This window comes from Nocardiopsis sp. LDBS0036, assembly GCF_041228755.1.
GTDB lineage: Bacteria > Actinomycetota > Actinomycetes > Streptosporangiales > Streptosporangiaceae > Nocardiopsis > Nocardiopsis dassonvillei.
Genome location: NZ_CP141103.1, coordinates 1,014,589 through 1,028,706, shown reverse-complemented (window position 1 = coordinate 1,028,706; position 14,118 = coordinate 1,014,589). Strand labels below are relative to the sequence as shown.

Below are 14,118 nucleotides of genomic sequence, written 5' to 3'. Positions count from 1 at the left end.
GGACCGAGGACCGGCTGGGGACTTAATGTCGCTGGAACATGCCTCCAGGATAGGGGTGCGCCAGCCGCAGCGACAGGGGGTGTGGACAACCCGGTCACGGACGTCGTGCACGGGTGCGCGGGGCCGCCGAGCGGGCCCGAGTGCCCGCACCCGCGGCCCCGCGCTCGCAGCCGTCAGTCCGCGCGGCCGGGGCCGGGGACGATGCGCTCGACCACGTCGGTCACCAGGTCGTGAAACCGGTCCTGGGAGAAGAGGTCGGGCAGGGTGAGCCGCTCCAGGATGAGCCAGTTCAGCGCCAGGTAGAGCAGGACGACGGTGGACGCGTCGCCGGGCATGCCGGACTCGGTGTGGAAGGCGATGTTGGCGTCCAGGTCGGCGCGGACGCGCTCGGTGAGCAACTGGCGCAGCTCCGGTCGGCGGGTGGCCTCCAGCCGCAGTTCCAGCAGGGCCAGGTAGCCGGAGGGGAAGTCGGTGAGGCGCCCCACCATCTCGTGCATCAGCTCGGCGACCCTGTCGCGGTCGCGCGGTCCCGCCTGGGCCGCGGCGATCACGTTGTTGTCGGGGTCCAGACGCTCGTAGAAGCGGTGGCCGACCTGGGTGAGCAGGTCGTCGCGGTTGTTGAAGTAGTTGGACGCCGTGCCGTTGGGGACGGCCGCCTCGGTGTCCACGGCCCGGAAGGTCAGCCCCCGCGCGCCCTCGCGGGCGAGCACCTCGATGGCCGCGTCGAGCAGGGCCGCCCGGCGTGCCGGATTCTGCCTCATGTCGGTTCTCTCCTCAGAACGAAGTTGACACCACTTCGAGCGTAGTACTATGTTCTTACCACTCCACACAGAGTACTACGGAGTGAGTAGAACTGAGAGGAAACCCCATGCGTGCCGATTCCCTCCGCCTGGACCTGACCGCCGCGCCGTCCGCCGAGGTCCGCCCGAAGATCACCCTGCCCTTCACCCCTCCCCAGCCCCAGCCCCAGCCCCGGCGCAGGTACCGCGACGAGATCCCCAAGCCCCGTTCGGTGCGGCGCGCCAGGCCGCTGCCCAAGCCGGGCGGCGTCCGCTGAGCCCCGACCGCCCCGTGGGGGCCAGGGGGAGCGCGCGGGCTCGTGCGCGACCGCACGTGAGCGCCGGGAGCCCCCTGGCAAAGCGGACGTCCCCGGAGGGGGCGCGGGTCAGATCCCGTGCAGCTCGCGGGCCCAGGCCTCCAGCCCGGCGGCGAACCCCTCCCGTTGCTCCGGAGAGAGCCGGTCGAAGGCCCGCAGCAGGGTCCGGGCTCGACTGGCCACGAACGCGCGCATGAGCTCGCGGTGCTCGTCGGCCAGCGACACCAGGGCGCGCCGCCGGTTGGCGGGGTCCTCGCGGCGCACCACCAGCCCCACCCGGGACAGGTCGCCGACCAGTTCGCTGACGGTGGAGGGGCCCACCCCCAGACGGGAGGAGAGTTCGCCCATGCCGAGTTCCTGGCCGTGGACGAGCTGGGACAGCACCGCGCCGTGTCGGGCGGTCAGGTGGTGGTCGGTGAACAGCCGCCGCAGTTCGGCGGGCATCTCGGCGTGGGCGCGGCGGTAGTAGGTCTCGATCAGGGGCACGAAGCGCAGTGCCCCCTCCACCGCCGCGCGGTCCGGAACGCGCGTGTCGTCGGCCTCTTGCCGGCCCGCCCCCTGCTCCATGCGCCGATGCTACCGGGGGTTGTTGCTGTTGGATCGGGAAGCCACTCAAGCGCACACAAGGGCACAGGAGTGAGCCCCTACTGCTGTCGAAAAGCGGTGTGTGGTGTGTGTCCCCATCCCGGTGGACGGCCCGCCCAGGAAAGTCTGTCCGAGGAGTTCGTTGATTCTCCGGACAAGCGCCCCCGGTCCTGGCTACGGTCGTCTCGAACACAGAGACGAAACCGGCAGGATCGGGAGGTGGGAAGGGATGGCGGGTACTGGCGCGCGGCGGTTGCGGTCGATCGCTGACCCGTTCCTGGCCCCCGCACCGACCGGGGTGAGTGTGCGTGACCGGCTCAAGGGCCTCACCCCACGGGACGAGACGGTCCTGCGGGCGGTGGGCGCGCACCTGGGGTCCTTGGCTTCCACGGACCTGGCCGCCCGGTGTGCGCATGGCACCAACCACGACAAGGACGCCTGGGCGGCCCGCAAACGGGAGTTGACCCCTGAGTCCTCGTCGCGGTGGGCCGGAGCCCTGACCAGGGCCTCGAACGAGCAGTGGGCGCTGACCCGCCGCAGCCAACTCGCCCACCTGCACCGCCTCCAAACGGGGATCGACACCCTGCGCCACCGGTTGTCCCAACCCCTCAAAACCCCGGGCACCCGGGGCGCGCCGGGCGGGTACGCCTCGCGTCAGGAGTGGCACGCCAAGTCCCGACGCCTGACCACCCTGGAACATCGCCATGCGGCGGCGGTGGCCGCCTGGGAGGAGGGCCGTGTACGGGTGGTGCGCGGCGGCAAGCGGTTGCTGCACAGCCGCCACCACCTGGAGCGGGCGCAGCTGACCGAGGCCGGATGGCGGGCCCGGTGGGAGGCCGCACGCTTCTTCCTCCAAGCTGATGGTGAGTCCGGCAAACGCCACGGCAACGAAACCATCCGCATCACCCCCGAGGGGCAGGTCAGTATCCGGCTGCCCGCCCCGTTGGCGCACCTGGCCAACGCTGCCCGTGGTCGGTATGTGCTCTCGGGCCGGGTGGCCTTCGCCCACCGGGGCGCCGAGTGGGCCGACCGGGTCGAGGCCGACGGGGCGGTGGCCTACCGCCTCCACCTGGACACCGGGCGGGGCCGGTGGTACGTGACCGTGTCCTGGACCCCACAAGCGGTGCCTGCCCTGCCTCTGCAAGCGGCGCTGGCCCACGGGGTGGTCGGGGTGGACGCCAACGCCGACCACCTGGCCGCCTGGCAGATCGACACCCACGGCAACCCGACCGGGAACCCGCGACGGTTCGCCTTCGAGTTGTCCGGCAGCGCCTCCCAGCGGGACGCGCAGGTGCGTTATGCCCTGTCCCGGCTGCTGCGCTGGGCCACCGCACACGGTGTGCGAGCCATCGCCGTGGAGGACCTGGACTTCGCCCGCGAGAAGTCCCGGGAGAAACACGGGCGGCGTAAGAAGTTCCGGCGGCTGGTCAGTGGTTTTCCCACGGCTCGGCTGCGGTCCCGGTTGGTGTCGATGGCCCACACCCTGGGGGTGGCGGTCATCGCCGTGGACCCCGCGTATACATCAAGGTGGGGCGCCCAGCACTGGCAGCGACCCCTGACCACCAAACGCAGGAAGGTCTCCCGGCACGATGCGGCCAGCATCGCGGTCGGGCGGCGCGCCCAGGGCCACCCGGTCCGGCGACGGACGGCACCGCCCCCACACCACCAGGGTGATGGTGTGGGGCATCGGACCGCCCAGGCCGCACCGGGCAGTCACAGGCGTGAGGGAAACCGCCCACCCGTCACGGCGCGTGCACACGATGCGCGTGGCCGGACGGGGCAGGAACGCGGTGACCCAGCCCATCCAGAACCGTTCGGAATGGGTGCGGTGCCAAAGTGACCCCCGAGGTCACGTCTGATCACTGTTCAGGAACGGTGTGACGTGGTCGTTCGGGGCTCAGTCGGCGACGCCGACGGCCCGGCGCACGGTGGCCGGGTCGTCCAGGACCCGCAGCAGCGCGTGCGCCAGGTCCGCGCGCGAGATCCGGTAGCCGGAGGGCACGTTGCGGTCCAGGACCAGGCGGTACTCCCCCGTGGCCGGGGCGTCGGTCAGCTGGGGCGGGCGTACGACGGTCCAGGCGGCGCCGCTGGCCTCCAGGGCGGCCTCCATCCGCCCCAGGTCGAGGTAGGCGTCGCGGAAGAGCCTGCCGATCAGCGGCATGAGCAGCCGCTGCGGCAGCGGTCCGCCCGGCTCCTCCGGGCCGACGGGTGAGGCGCTGACCACGGCCAGACGTGTGGCGCGGTCGTCCTCCAGCGCGCTCAGCACCGCGCCGGTCCAGGTGGTGGCGGGAAATCCGCCCTTGGCGCTCGCGGCCAGCGCCGAGACCACCGCGTCCGTCGCGGAGAGCAGGGAGCGCAGCCGGTCGGGTTCGGGGACGGGCATCCGGACCGTCTCCAGGCGCTCGTGGGTGACGGGCAGCCGCGCCGGATCGCGGACCAGGGCCGTGACCCGGTGTCCCGCGTTCAGGGCCTGGTCCACGACGTGGCGCCCGGTGCCTCCGGTGGCGCCCAGGACGGTGATGCGCATGCTGACTCCTCGGGGGGTGGCGGGGAGGGCCTTCTGGAACCCATCTTATTTCGGGTGCCCGAAGTATCCATTCGGGGTGGGCTTCCCGCGCGCGGACGGCCGCCGTCCGCGCGCGGCGCGACGAGTTTTCCGGTCCTCCGGCGTGTTGCGGGCCTGACCTGCGCCGCAACAGGCTGTCACCTGTTAGTCACGCTAAGGGGTCCAACGTTCACCACCCGGTGGTTGGGACGTTCCGCTCGCCATGGCCGGATAGAAGCGACGGTCCCCCGCCCGGCCCGACAGAGGGTCGGGCTCCCCCGCGACCCGATCAGGAGACCGCCCATGCCGGGAACCCCTCGCACCCCCGCCCCCCTTCCCGTCCCCGACCCGACCGTCAGCAGCACCACACGGCGCCAGGCCCTGGTCGGCGGCGCGGCCACCCTGGGCGCCGTCGCGCTGGGCGCCTCCTGGAGTCCCGGCGTGCGGGCCGACGCCTCCGTCCGCGCCGACGCCCCCGCCCGGTCGGGCGGCATCGGTGAGCCCTTCACCCTGGGCGTCGCCTCCGGCGACCCCTTCCACAGCAGCGTCGTGCTCTGGACCCGTCTGGCCCCCAACCCCTTCGCCGAGGACGGACTGGGCGGCATGCCCGACCGGCGGGTGGAGGTCGAGTGGCAGGTCTCACGGGAGGAGGGCTTCGGTCTGCTCTCCGCCTCCGGAACCGTGGAGACGGGCCCCGACGCCGCCCACTCGGTGCACGTGGAGGCGCAGGGGCTGCGGCCCGGCACCGAGTACTTCTACCGGTTCCGCGTGGGCAACGAGATCAGCCAGGTCGGCCGTACCAGGACCGCCCCTCCCCCCGGGATCCGCACGGACCGGTTCTCCTTCGCGTTCGCCAGCTGCCAGAGCTACACCGCCGGGCACTACAACGCCCACGCGCACCTGGCCGAGGAGGACCTGGACCTGGTCGCGTTCCTGGGCGACTACATCTACGAGACGGGCGGACAGGGGAGCCTGGGCCGGGGCCACCTCCCCGACCGGGAGGTCCGCACCCTGGCCGAGTACCGCGTGCGGCACGCCCAGTACAAGAGCGACGCCAACCTCCAGGCCGCGCACGCCGCCTTCCCGTGGGCGGTGGTCTTCGACGACCACGAGCTGGAGAACAACTGGGCCGACGACCGCTCCAACGGCGAGGACGTCCCGCCCGAGGAGTTCCTGCGCCGGCGCGCCCAGGCGCTGAAGGCCTACCACGAGCACATGCCTCTGCGCTTCGCCCAGACGCCGGTCGGCCCCGACATGCAGCTCTACCGCAGACTGGCCTTCGGCGACCTGGTGGACATGCACCTGCTCGACACCCGCCAGTACCGCGACCCGCAGGTGTCCGACGCCGAGCGCGGCGACCCCTCGCGCACCCTGCTCGGCGCCCGGCAGAAGCAGTGGCTGCGGGAGGGGCTGTCCTCGTCGCGGGCCCGCTGGAACGTGCTCGCCCAGCAGGTGTTCTTCTCCCAGCGCGACTTCGCCGAGGGCGGGGCGACCGACTTCAGCAACGACGCCTGGGACAACTACCTCGTGGACCGCGACGAGGTCCGCGACCAGCTGGCGCGCACGCGCAACGGGGTGGTGATCACCGGGGACGTGCACGCCAACTACGTGTGCGACGTCAAGGCCGACTTCGACGCCCCCGAGTCGCCGACGGTGGCCACCGAGCTGGTGGGCACGTCCGTCACCAGCGGCGGCGACGGCACCGAACAGGCCCCCGGCGACGAGGTTCAGCTGCGGGAGAACCCGCACATCAGGTTCGTCAACCGCAAGCGGGGCTACGTGCGCAACGTCGTCACGCCCACCGAGTGGACGGCCGACTACCGCGTCGTGGACCACGTGAGCGAGCCGGGCTCGCCCATCCGCGACCGTGCGCGGTTCGTGATCGAGGACGGCGTGGCGGGCGTGCGCATGGAGGGGTGAACCCTGACACGGGCCCGGGCGGCGGGTGCGCGCCACCCGCCGCCCGACCAGGGACGGGGGGACCGGCTCAGCGGCGCTGGATCTCGGTCAGGTCGATGTCGACGGGGAAGGGCCGGGAAGTCTTGAGGCGCTGTCGGTGGACCGTCGGCCTGGTGTAGCCGCCGGTGGGCGCGAGTTCGTGCACGTAGACCACGGCTTCGCCCCGGTCCTGCTCGATCAGCCAGAAGTTGGGGATACCGGCCTCGGCGTACAGCTGCGGTTTGCGCTCACGGTCGCGCAGCTCCGACTCGGGAGAGACCACCTCGACCACCAGTTCCACCGCCTCGGGTGCGAACCAGGTCTGTTCCGTCCCCCCGGTGGCCTGGGCCTGTACCAGGATGAGGTCGGGTTCGGGCCTTTGCCGCGGACCGAGTTTGAGGGTCATCTCCCTGCGCACGCGCAGGCGGTCGGGGGCCTGCTCGAACAGGCGAGTGTCCAGGACCGAGAGCACGACCGTGTGGAAGTTGCGTTGAGGGGTCACCAGTACCAGGCTTCCGTCGATGAGTTCGGTGTGCGGCGGAAGATCCGGGATGCTGTCCAGGTCGTCGGCGGTGAATCCCTCCGGAGGCGGGGTCAGCGGCTCGTACCGGGATCCGGTGGAGGACTGGCGTTCGGCCACAGGGGAAACGGGCATGTCGCTGCCTCCGGTCGTCGGATCGTTCTCGTCACCCACGGTAGCCACGTCCTTCGGGTAGCGACGGCGTTTCCGGGAAAGTCCTACCCCTGGTCGTCGGGGCTGATCCACAGTGCCTCGGCGGCCACCAGACCCAGGGCCTGGGAGCGCTGGGGAGCGCCCGCGTCGGCGCCCACGGTGATCTGCATCGACCCGGCGTAGGGGCGGCGCTCGGCCACCTCCACCCGCATCCCGATGCCGATCTCGATGTCGGCCAGGTAGCGCAGCAGGTCGGGATCGGTGTCGTTGACGCGCACGATCACGCCGCTGACGCCCTTCTCCGCCTCCGACAGCAGCAGGCTCTCGCGCTCGACGATGTGGCCGTCGCGGGTGGGGATGGGGTCGCCGTGCGGGTCGACCACGGGGTCGCCCAGGTGGTGGGCGATGCGGTCGACGAACTTGTCCGAGACCACGTGTTCGAGGATCTCGGCCTCGTCGTGCACCTCGTCCCAGGAGTAGCCCAGCTCGGCGACCAGGTAGGTCTCCAGCAGACGGTGGCGGCGCAGCACCGACAGGGCCGCCTTGGTGCCCGGCTCGGTGAGGTTGACCGCGCCGTAGCGCCGGTGCTCCACCAGGCCCAGTTCGCTGAGTTTGCGCAGCATCCCCGACACCGAGGAGTTGGACACCGACAGGCGCTCGGCCATGCCGGAGATGGTCACCGGCCCGTTGCCGCGTTCCTGGAGGTCGTAGATGACCTTCACGTAGTCCTCAACCGACGTGGACGGTCGTGTCGGTGCGTTGTCCATGATCCCAACCGTATCGCGGACGGCTCACCGGCCACCATGTGCGCATCGGCCCTGTGGACAACCTCAGGCGCGGTACTCCCGGGCGTCCGGAGCCGGCGCGGGACGGCCGCGCCGACGGGGGCGCCCGGCCGCCGAGGGTCGCGTGCTGGCTCCGCTCCGGCCGGTGCTCTTCGACGGGAGCGGGGAGTGGTACGCACGCCGTCGCCGCGTTCCCCTGTCCCTGCTGTTGGCGGGGCGGCTCGCGTGGGGGTCACCCAGGGCGGCGCGCGACCACCGAGAAGTTCAGCGGGATCCTGGGGGCGCCCTCGGGCAGCCGCCACCCCTGCGGGCACTCCACCAGGCCGGAGAAGGCGGGCCAGTCCATGAACGGGTGCTCTCCGAGCGCCTCGACGACCAGCCCGGCCTCCAGCAGCGCGCCCGTCACCTCCGCCAGGTCGTGGCGCCACTCGTGGTTGACGGTCTGCGTGATGGAGTCCGTGGGTCCGTCGGTGTAGGTGGCCGCGTCCTCGTAGACGTTGGCGCCCCCGCCGCTGAGGTAGTCGCCGCTCACCTGCCACGGTTCGAAGTCCATGGCGCCCAGGATCGGGTGGTCGTCGCGGATCGCGAACACCCCGCCCGGTTCCAGCAGGTCGTGGATCGACCGGGCCCACGAGCGCAGCTCGGGCAGCCACACGATCGTCCCGGCGCTGGTCACGATCACCTCGAACGTGCGGTCGATGACCCGGGAGGCGGTGCGCGCGTCGCCCTCGACCCAGGTGACGTCGGCGCCGACGGCGTCGGCGATGCGCCGGGCGTGGGCCAGCGAGTTCGGCGACAGGTCCAGGCCGTGGACGTCCACGGCGCCCAAGCGGGCCCAGCAGACGGTGTCGGTGCCGATGTGGCACTGCAGGTGCAGCAGCGACCTCCCCGCCACCGTGCCGCCCTCCAGGTGGGGCGCGAGTACCGCGAGGTCGTTGCGCACGACCGGGGAGGGGCGGGAGGGGTCCGCGATCAGCCCGTCGACGTCGTACATCGCGGACCGGGCGTGGACGTCGGCGCGCTGGTCCCAGTTCGCGCGGTTCTGGGCGATCGCCCTGTCGTGCTCGCTCACGTCTGGCCGCCTCGCTCCGTGTACTCGGGAAGTGGTGCGCACGGGCGGCGCCCGCCCGCACCGGTGTCCTGCCCGCCGGGGGACGGGGTCCCCCGGCCGTCGGACGCGCCGCCCGATGGTACAGCTCGGCGCGCCCGCCCCGCCGGGATTTTCCGGGCGCCCGCCGACCCGGAGCCGATCGCCTCCGGGAGGCGCGCTCCGGGCCCGGGGTGTCAGCCCCTCAGCACCTCGGTCAGGCTCGTCAGGCTGTCCCCGCCGCGCCCGGCCGCGACCCCTCTGCGCATCACGTCCAACACGGCGGCGGGCAGGGAGCCGTCCACGCCGGAGGCCTCCACCGTGTGCAGCACGTGCTCCATGCTGGCCGCGGCCATGGTCAGGCGGTCCACGTCGCCCCCGTGCTCGCCCGCGTCGACGCGCGGCGCGTAGAACTCCAGGAAGTACCGGAAGTCCATGGTCTTCAGGGCGATGGGAAGGAACTCCCGCGCCGAGACGCCGTTGGCCGAGGCCGTGGCCTGGGCGTGCACGTAACCGACCAGGCCCGTCCAGAACATGTCCATGCCCAGTTGGTAGAACAGCGCGGCCAGACCGGGGTCATCCCCCAGGTACTCGATGCCCGTCAGCACCTCCAGGGCGGACCGGTGGGTCTCGACGGCCTCCTTCGGGCCGCTGTAGTAGGTCATGGCGTCCGTGCCGCCGATGGCGGGCGGCGGGACCTGGACCCCGCCGGTGACCTGTACGGCTCCGCGCCCGGCGGTCCAGCGCGCCGCCTCGCGGACGCGGTCGGGGGTGTCGGAGCTGAGGTTGACCAGGGTGCGCCCGGCCAGCGCCGACGGGTCGGCGGTGCCGAGGACGTCGTACATCGCTGCGTAGTCGGTCAGGCTCAGCACCACGAGCCGGTTCGCCCTCAGCGCCGCCTCCGCGCTCTCCGCCCGCACGGCGCCCCTGGCCACCAGCGGGTCGGCCCGGTGGGCGGTGCGGTTCCACACCGTCACCGCGTAGCCGCTGTCCAGGTAGGCGTCGGCCATGGCCCGGCCCATGGGGCCCAGGCCGATCACGGTCACCGATCCGGTGCTCATCATGCCCTCCACATTTCTAAAACGAACGTTCTACTCAGTCTTGGGGACAGTAGCACAGTCCTAGAACGGACGTTCTATTCACTAGGCTGGGCGCATGAGGACCCAGCACGAGATCGGTACGAGGGAGCGGATCGTCCGGGCGACCTCCCGCCTGATGCAGAGGCAGGGCTACGGAGCCACCGGACTCAAGGAGATCTCCCGTGAGGCCGAGGCGACTTTGGGCTCGGTCTACCACTTCTTCCCCGGGGGCAAGCGGGAGCTGGCGGTCGAGGCCGTCCGCCACGGGGACGAGGAGTTCGCCCTGGCCCTGCGCGAGGTGTTCGCGCGCGTGGACGACCCGGCCGAGGCGATCGTCGCCTGCACCCGGGACCTGGCCGCGGGGCTGCGCGCCTCCGGCTGGCTCGACGGCTGCCCCATCACCACCGTGGCCCTGGAGAGCGCCGGACTCGACCCCGACATCCAGGAGGCCGCCGCGCGGGCCTTCGAGAACTGGCGCGGCCTGGTCCGCGACAAGCTGCTGCGCTCCGGGTTCGGGGAGGAGGACGCCCACGAGCTCGCGCACACGGTGGTCGCCGCCCTGGAGGGGGCCGAGATGTCCGCGCAGGTCTCCCGGAGCGAGGCGCCGCTGGAGATCGCCGGAAGGCACCTGGCCCGGCTGGTCGACTCCTACCGCTGAGGGCGGCGGTCCCCGACCGCCGACGCGGCCGGGCGCGTGTCCCGCGCCGCGCGCATGGCGGTGCGGGCTCGGCGTTTCAGGGCGCGGGCGTGCCCTGGTGGTAGTACAGCCGCCACGCGCCGTCCGCGTTGCGGCGCCACAGGGAGCTGCGCAGGGCCCGCGCCCCGTCGGCCTCGGTGGCGTAGGTCAGGTGCACCAGGTCCGGGGCGAGCAGCCGCCCCACCATGTCGCCGACCCGCACCCGGCGCCGTTGCGGCCCCGTCGTGTCCGGGCCGTCCATGGAGGGGAGCTCGGCCAGCATCGTCTCCCGGTCCCAGCGCCTGCCCGATCTGCCCACCTCGGTGAACTCGGGGTCCAGCAGCTCCCCGGCGAGCCTGCGCGAGGCGCGCACGTGGGGTTCCAGCAGCCGCAGCTCCCCCTCGATCACCCGCTGGACCGCCTCGCCCGCCCCGTCTGCGGCTCCGTACACAACCGACCCCCGTCCGAGCTGTCCGACCACGGCGACACCGACCGGGCGGTGCGCGGTCACACCGCGGCGTCGTGTTCACGGGCGGGGCGCAGGTGGTCCAGCTCCCCCTGCGCGACAGGGTAGGGGCGCTCGGCGGGCAGCAGCCGGGCCGCCGCGGCGGTGTCCCCCTCCTGGACCAGGGTGTGCACCCGGTGCGCGAGCGGGGTGACGTCGGTGATCGAGACGATCCACTCGTCCGCGTAGCGCCGCGCGGCCTCGCCCGCCAGCCCCAGTTGCAGGGAGCGGTGTTCCAGCGGGGTCAGGTACAGGTCGCGCTCGGGGTCCCACTGCACACGGGCCGGCGCCTCGCGCAGCCGCGCGCGCCAGGTCTCCCGGTCGGGGTGGACGGCGGGCGCGTGGTGCGACAGGCACGCGTTGCGCAGCGCCCACGCGAAGCCCGCTCGGGTGATCTCCACCGCCAGCACGGTCTCCTGGTCCCTCTTCAGCCCCCATCCGCACCTGTACATCATCCACAGGAACGAAGGCTTGATCCAGGTCATGCGGTCGCGCTTCCAGGCGGAGGGGAAGCGTCCCTCGCGCGCGGCGGCCAGCCCGAGCGAGGGGGCGTAGGCCTGGTAGACGGTGACCGTGCTGTCGGTGTGGAGCGCGCGGATCTGGTGCCTGGGGACGTCCATGGGCCCAGCGTGGTGTCCGGGAACCGGGCGAGGCAAGCGGTTTTCCGCCCACGCCGGGGACCGGTCAGCGGGCGCGGGCGGGCACGTCGGCCTTGAGCAGCATCTCCTCGTACTCCTCCTCGGGATCGGAGTCCAGCACGACCGCTCCGCCCGCGCCGATGGTCAGCTCGCCGCCGCTGAGCACGGCGGTGCGGATGACGACGCTGAGGTCGGCCGCGCCGGAGGAGGACACGTAGCCCAGCGCGCCGGAGTAGACCCCGCGCGCGGAGGTCTCCAGGCGGTCGAGGATGCGCATGGTGCGCTCCTTGGGCGCGCCCGTCATCGACCCGCCGGGGAAGCAGGCGCGGACCGCCTCCACGGCCGACACCCGCGGGCGCAGCACGCCCCGCACGGTGGAGACCAGCTGGTGCACGGTGGCGTAGGACTCGGTGTACATGAACGCGGGCACCTCGACGCTGCCGACCTCGCACACCCGCCCCAGGTCGTTGCGGAGCAGGTCGACGATCATGAGGTTCTCGGCGCGGGTCTTGGCGCCGGTGCGCAGCTCCCGGGCCGCGCGCGCGTCGGTGGCCGGGTCGGCGTGGCGCGGCGCGGTGCCCTTGATGGGGCGGCTCTCGGCCGCGCGGTCGCCGTCCACGCGCAGGAAGCGCTCGGGCGAGGCGCTGAGCACGCTCGTGGGCCCCAGCCGCAGCAGGGCGGCGTAGGGCGCGGGGCTGGCCGCGCGCAGGCGGCGGTAGGAGTCCAGGTCTCCCCCGTCGTGGGGCAGGCGGACCCGGTTGGTCAGGCAGATCTCGTAGCTCTCCCCGGCGGTGAGCTCGGCCAGGCACTCCTTGACGTCGGCCACGTAGTCCTCGCGCGGGCGCTCCAGCAGGCGGGCCAGGTCGGCGGACGGGGCGGCGGGGACGGGTGCCGACAGCGGCGGCAGGTCGGTGAGGGCGGTCAGGGTCGCGTCGAGCCAGGCGTCGCCGCCGGGGAGGTCGTCGGCGCACACCGCGTAGGTGCGGTCGCGGTGGTGGTCGACGGCCACGAACCGGTCGCAGCGCAGCCACACCGCGTCGGGTTCGGACGAGGTGTGGGCGCTGTCGCCGCCGCAGTCGGCCTTGAGCTCGTAGCCGAGGTAGCCGACGTACCCTCCTGTGAAGTCGAAGGGCAGGCCGGAGGGAGAGGGCGGGGGGAGGCGGCGGTCGAGGGCGTCGAAGACGCTGCCGGGCTCGCGGTGCTCGGTGCCGTCCGCGGCGCGCACGGTGACGGGGCCGCCGACGCGGTAGGTGAGCACCTCGCCGGTGGCGGCGCCGAGGAAGGAGAAGCGCGCGGGGCCCTCCGGACGGGAGCTGTCCAGCCAGAACGCGTACTCGGCGTCGCCGTACAGGCGGGCGAAGGCGGCCTCGGTGTCCACGGCCATGGGGAGTTCGCGCATGCGGACGGTCGGAGCCCCCGCGGCCGCGGGGGCGTCGGGGCGCTCTCCGGGCACCGCCGTCGGGGCCTTCCCGCCCCGGGCGGCCGCGTCCCGTTCCGGGGGCGGGCCCGGGGGCGCGGCCGCCAGGGCGGTGTGCGGGCGGGCCAGGTCCAGGAAGTTCGCGACCAGCTCCGCGCCGTGCTCGCTGGCCACCGACTCGGGGTGGAACTGCACGCCCCAGCGGGGCAGCGTGCGGTGCTCCAGGCCCATGACCACGCCGTCCTCGGCCCATGCGGTGGCCGTCAGCGTCTCGGGCAGGGGCTCGGGAACGGCCAGGGAGTGGTAGCGGACGGCGGTGAGGCCCTGGGGCAGGCCCGCGAACAGGCCCGCGCCGGTGTGCCGGATCCGGGACAGGTGGCCGTGGCGGGGCTGGGGGGCCGAGACCACGTCCGCCCCGGCCAGGTGGGCGATGGCCTGGTGGCCCAGGCACACCCCCAGGACGGGCAGCCGGGTGCGGGCCAGGAGTTCGGGGACGCGGCCCAGGTCGCGGGGGTTCTGGGGGCGGCCCGGGCCCGGTGAGACGACCACGGCGTCCAGGTCCGCCGGGTCGAGCCGGTCCCAGCGGGGGTCGTCGTGGGTGAGCACCGCCGGGGTCCGGCCGAGGACGCGCGCCAGGAGCTGGAAGAGGTTGTAGGTGTAGGAGTCGTGGTTGTCCACGAGGAGGACGCGCATAACCACCCTTTTCGTCCGTATCCCGACAATCCAGGTTACGGCGATCCGGACGGGGCGGTTGTCCACAGGCGCGAAGGACCCCTGGAGAAGAACCCCGGTCAGGGGTACACAGGAAGGAGAGGAGCGTTTCTTCCAGGAGTGGGGAGCAGACGATGACCTACGTCATGGCCGCGGTCGTCATGATGATCATGGTGGCGCTGGGCGTCTTCTTCGTCGTCACGGTGGCGTCCGTGGCGGGCGCGGCCCGTGCCGACCTGGCCCGGCCGGGGCGTCGCCGGACCCCCGCCGCGCCCGCGCCGCAGGCCGTGGACGCGGCGGAGGAGGAGCTGCGGCTCAGATACGCGCGCGGCCAGATCGACCGGGAGGAGTTCCTCCAGCGCAAGATCGACCTGGAGCGCTGA

15 protein-coding genes are annotated in these 14,118 nt (G+C 72.9%); 5 read left to right on the top strand and 10 right to left on the bottom strand.

The window, feature by feature from the left end:
- Positions 1-173: 173 nt before the first annotated feature.
- The gene (locus UIS43_RS04290; protein WP_071622106.1) at positions 174-761 is read right to left on the bottom strand and encodes a TetR/AcrR family transcriptional regulator; all 588 of its coding nucleotides are present in this window, start codon (positions 759-761) and stop codon (positions 174-176) included.
- A 107-nt stretch (positions 762-868) separates the two neighbouring features.
- Here UIS43_RS04290 and UIS43_RS04285 point away from each other — a divergent pair, with 107 nt between their 5' ends.
- Complete coding sequence (locus UIS43_RS04285) at positions 869-1,057, top strand: hypothetical protein (protein WP_370012528.1); 189 nt, start codon at positions 869-871, stop codon at positions 1,055-1,057.
- Between the two features lie 108 nt (positions 1,058-1,165).
- On the opposite strand, the gene UIS43_RS04280 is transcribed toward UIS43_RS04285, so the two are convergent.
- Positions 1,166-1,663: a MarR family winged helix-turn-helix transcriptional regulator gene (locus tag UIS43_RS04280; protein WP_013153153.1), complete on the bottom strand. Its 498-nt coding sequence runs from the start codon at positions 1,661-1,663 to the stop codon at positions 1,166-1,168.
- A gap of 247 nt (positions 1,664-1,910) precedes the next feature.
- Between UIS43_RS04280 and UIS43_RS04275 the strand changes: the two genes are divergently transcribed.
- Positions 1,911-3,521: an IS200/IS605 family accessory protein TnpB-related protein gene (locus UIS43_RS04275; RefSeq protein WP_370012526.1), complete on the top strand. Its 1,611-nt coding sequence runs from the start codon at positions 1,911-1,913 to the stop codon at positions 3,519-3,521.
- A 57-nt stretch (positions 3,522-3,578) separates the two neighbouring features.
- On the opposite strand, the gene UIS43_RS04270 is transcribed toward UIS43_RS04275, so the two are convergent.
- Positions 3,579-4,208: an NAD(P)-dependent oxidoreductase gene (locus tag UIS43_RS04270; RefSeq protein WP_071622104.1), complete on the bottom strand. Its 630-nt coding sequence runs from the start codon at positions 4,206-4,208 to the stop codon at positions 3,579-3,581.
- Positions 4,209-4,529: 321 nt separating this feature from the next.
- On the opposite strand from UIS43_RS04270, the gene UIS43_RS04265 reads away from it, so the two are divergent.
- Positions 4,530-6,146 (top strand): alkaline phosphatase, encoded by a 1,617-nt coding sequence (locus tag UIS43_RS04265; RefSeq protein WP_013153151.1) that lies wholly within the window; start codon positions 4,530-4,532, stop codon positions 6,144-6,146.
- Between the two features lie 67 nt (positions 6,147-6,213).
- Here UIS43_RS04265 and UIS43_RS04260 read toward each other — a convergent pair whose 3' ends face one another.
- From UIS43_RS04260 to UIS43_RS04245, 4 genes are all read right to left on the bottom strand, one after another.
- Entirely contained in the window at positions 6,214-6,819 is a 606-nt protein-coding gene (locus tag UIS43_RS04260; protein WP_013153150.1) for a Uma2 family endonuclease, read from the bottom strand.
- Positions 6,820-6,902: 83 nt separating this feature from the next.
- On the bottom strand, positions 6,903-7,604 hold the full coding sequence (locus UIS43_RS04255) for a metal-dependent transcriptional regulator (protein ID WP_013153149.1): 702 nt from the start codon (positions 7,602-7,604) through the stop codon (positions 6,903-6,905).
- 250 nt (positions 7,605-7,854) lie between these two features.
- Positions 7,855-8,694, bottom strand: coding sequence for a bifunctional 2-polyprenyl-6-hydroxyphenol methylase/3-demethylubiquinol 3-O-methyltransferase UbiG (locus tag UIS43_RS04250; protein ID WP_013153148.1), 840 nt, complete (start codon positions 8,692-8,694; stop codon positions 7,855-7,857).
- 212 nt (positions 8,695-8,906) lie between these two features.
- Positions 8,907-9,770 (bottom strand): NAD(P)-dependent oxidoreductase, encoded by an 864-nt coding sequence (locus tag UIS43_RS04245; protein WP_013153147.1) that lies wholly within the window; start codon positions 9,768-9,770, stop codon positions 8,907-8,909.
- A gap of 94 nt (positions 9,771-9,864) precedes the next feature.
- Between UIS43_RS04245 and UIS43_RS04240 the strand changes: the two genes are divergently transcribed.
- A complete protein-coding gene (locus tag UIS43_RS04240) occupies positions 9,865-10,446 on the top strand; it encodes a TetR/AcrR family transcriptional regulator (protein ID WP_013153146.1) in 582 nt (193 codons plus the stop codon).
- A 76-nt stretch (positions 10,447-10,522) separates the two neighbouring features.
- Here UIS43_RS04240 and UIS43_RS04235 read toward each other — a convergent pair whose 3' ends face one another.
- The 3 genes from UIS43_RS04235 to pabB form a co-directional block, all read right to left on the bottom strand.
- Complete coding sequence (locus UIS43_RS04235; RefSeq protein ID WP_117197835.1) at positions 10,523-10,915, bottom strand: DUF4440 domain-containing protein; 393 nt, start codon at positions 10,913-10,915, stop codon at positions 10,523-10,525.
- 56 nt (positions 10,916-10,971) lie between these two features.
- Positions 10,972-11,589: a DUF4291 domain-containing protein gene (locus tag UIS43_RS04230; RefSeq protein ID WP_370012523.1), complete on the bottom strand. Its 618-nt coding sequence runs from the start codon at positions 11,587-11,589 to the stop codon at positions 10,972-10,974.
- Between the two features lie 64 nt (positions 11,590-11,653).
- Positions 11,654-13,717, bottom strand: coding sequence for an aminodeoxychorismate synthase component I (pabB, locus tag UIS43_RS04225; RefSeq protein ID WP_370012522.1), 2,064 nt, complete (start codon positions 13,715-13,717; stop codon positions 11,654-11,656).
- A gap of 152 nt (positions 13,718-13,869) precedes the next feature.
- On the opposite strand from pabB, the gene UIS43_RS04220 reads away from it, so the two are divergent.
- Complete coding sequence (locus UIS43_RS04220; protein ID WP_013153142.1) at positions 13,870-14,118, top strand: SHOCT domain-containing protein; 249 nt, start codon at positions 13,870-13,872, stop codon at positions 14,116-14,118.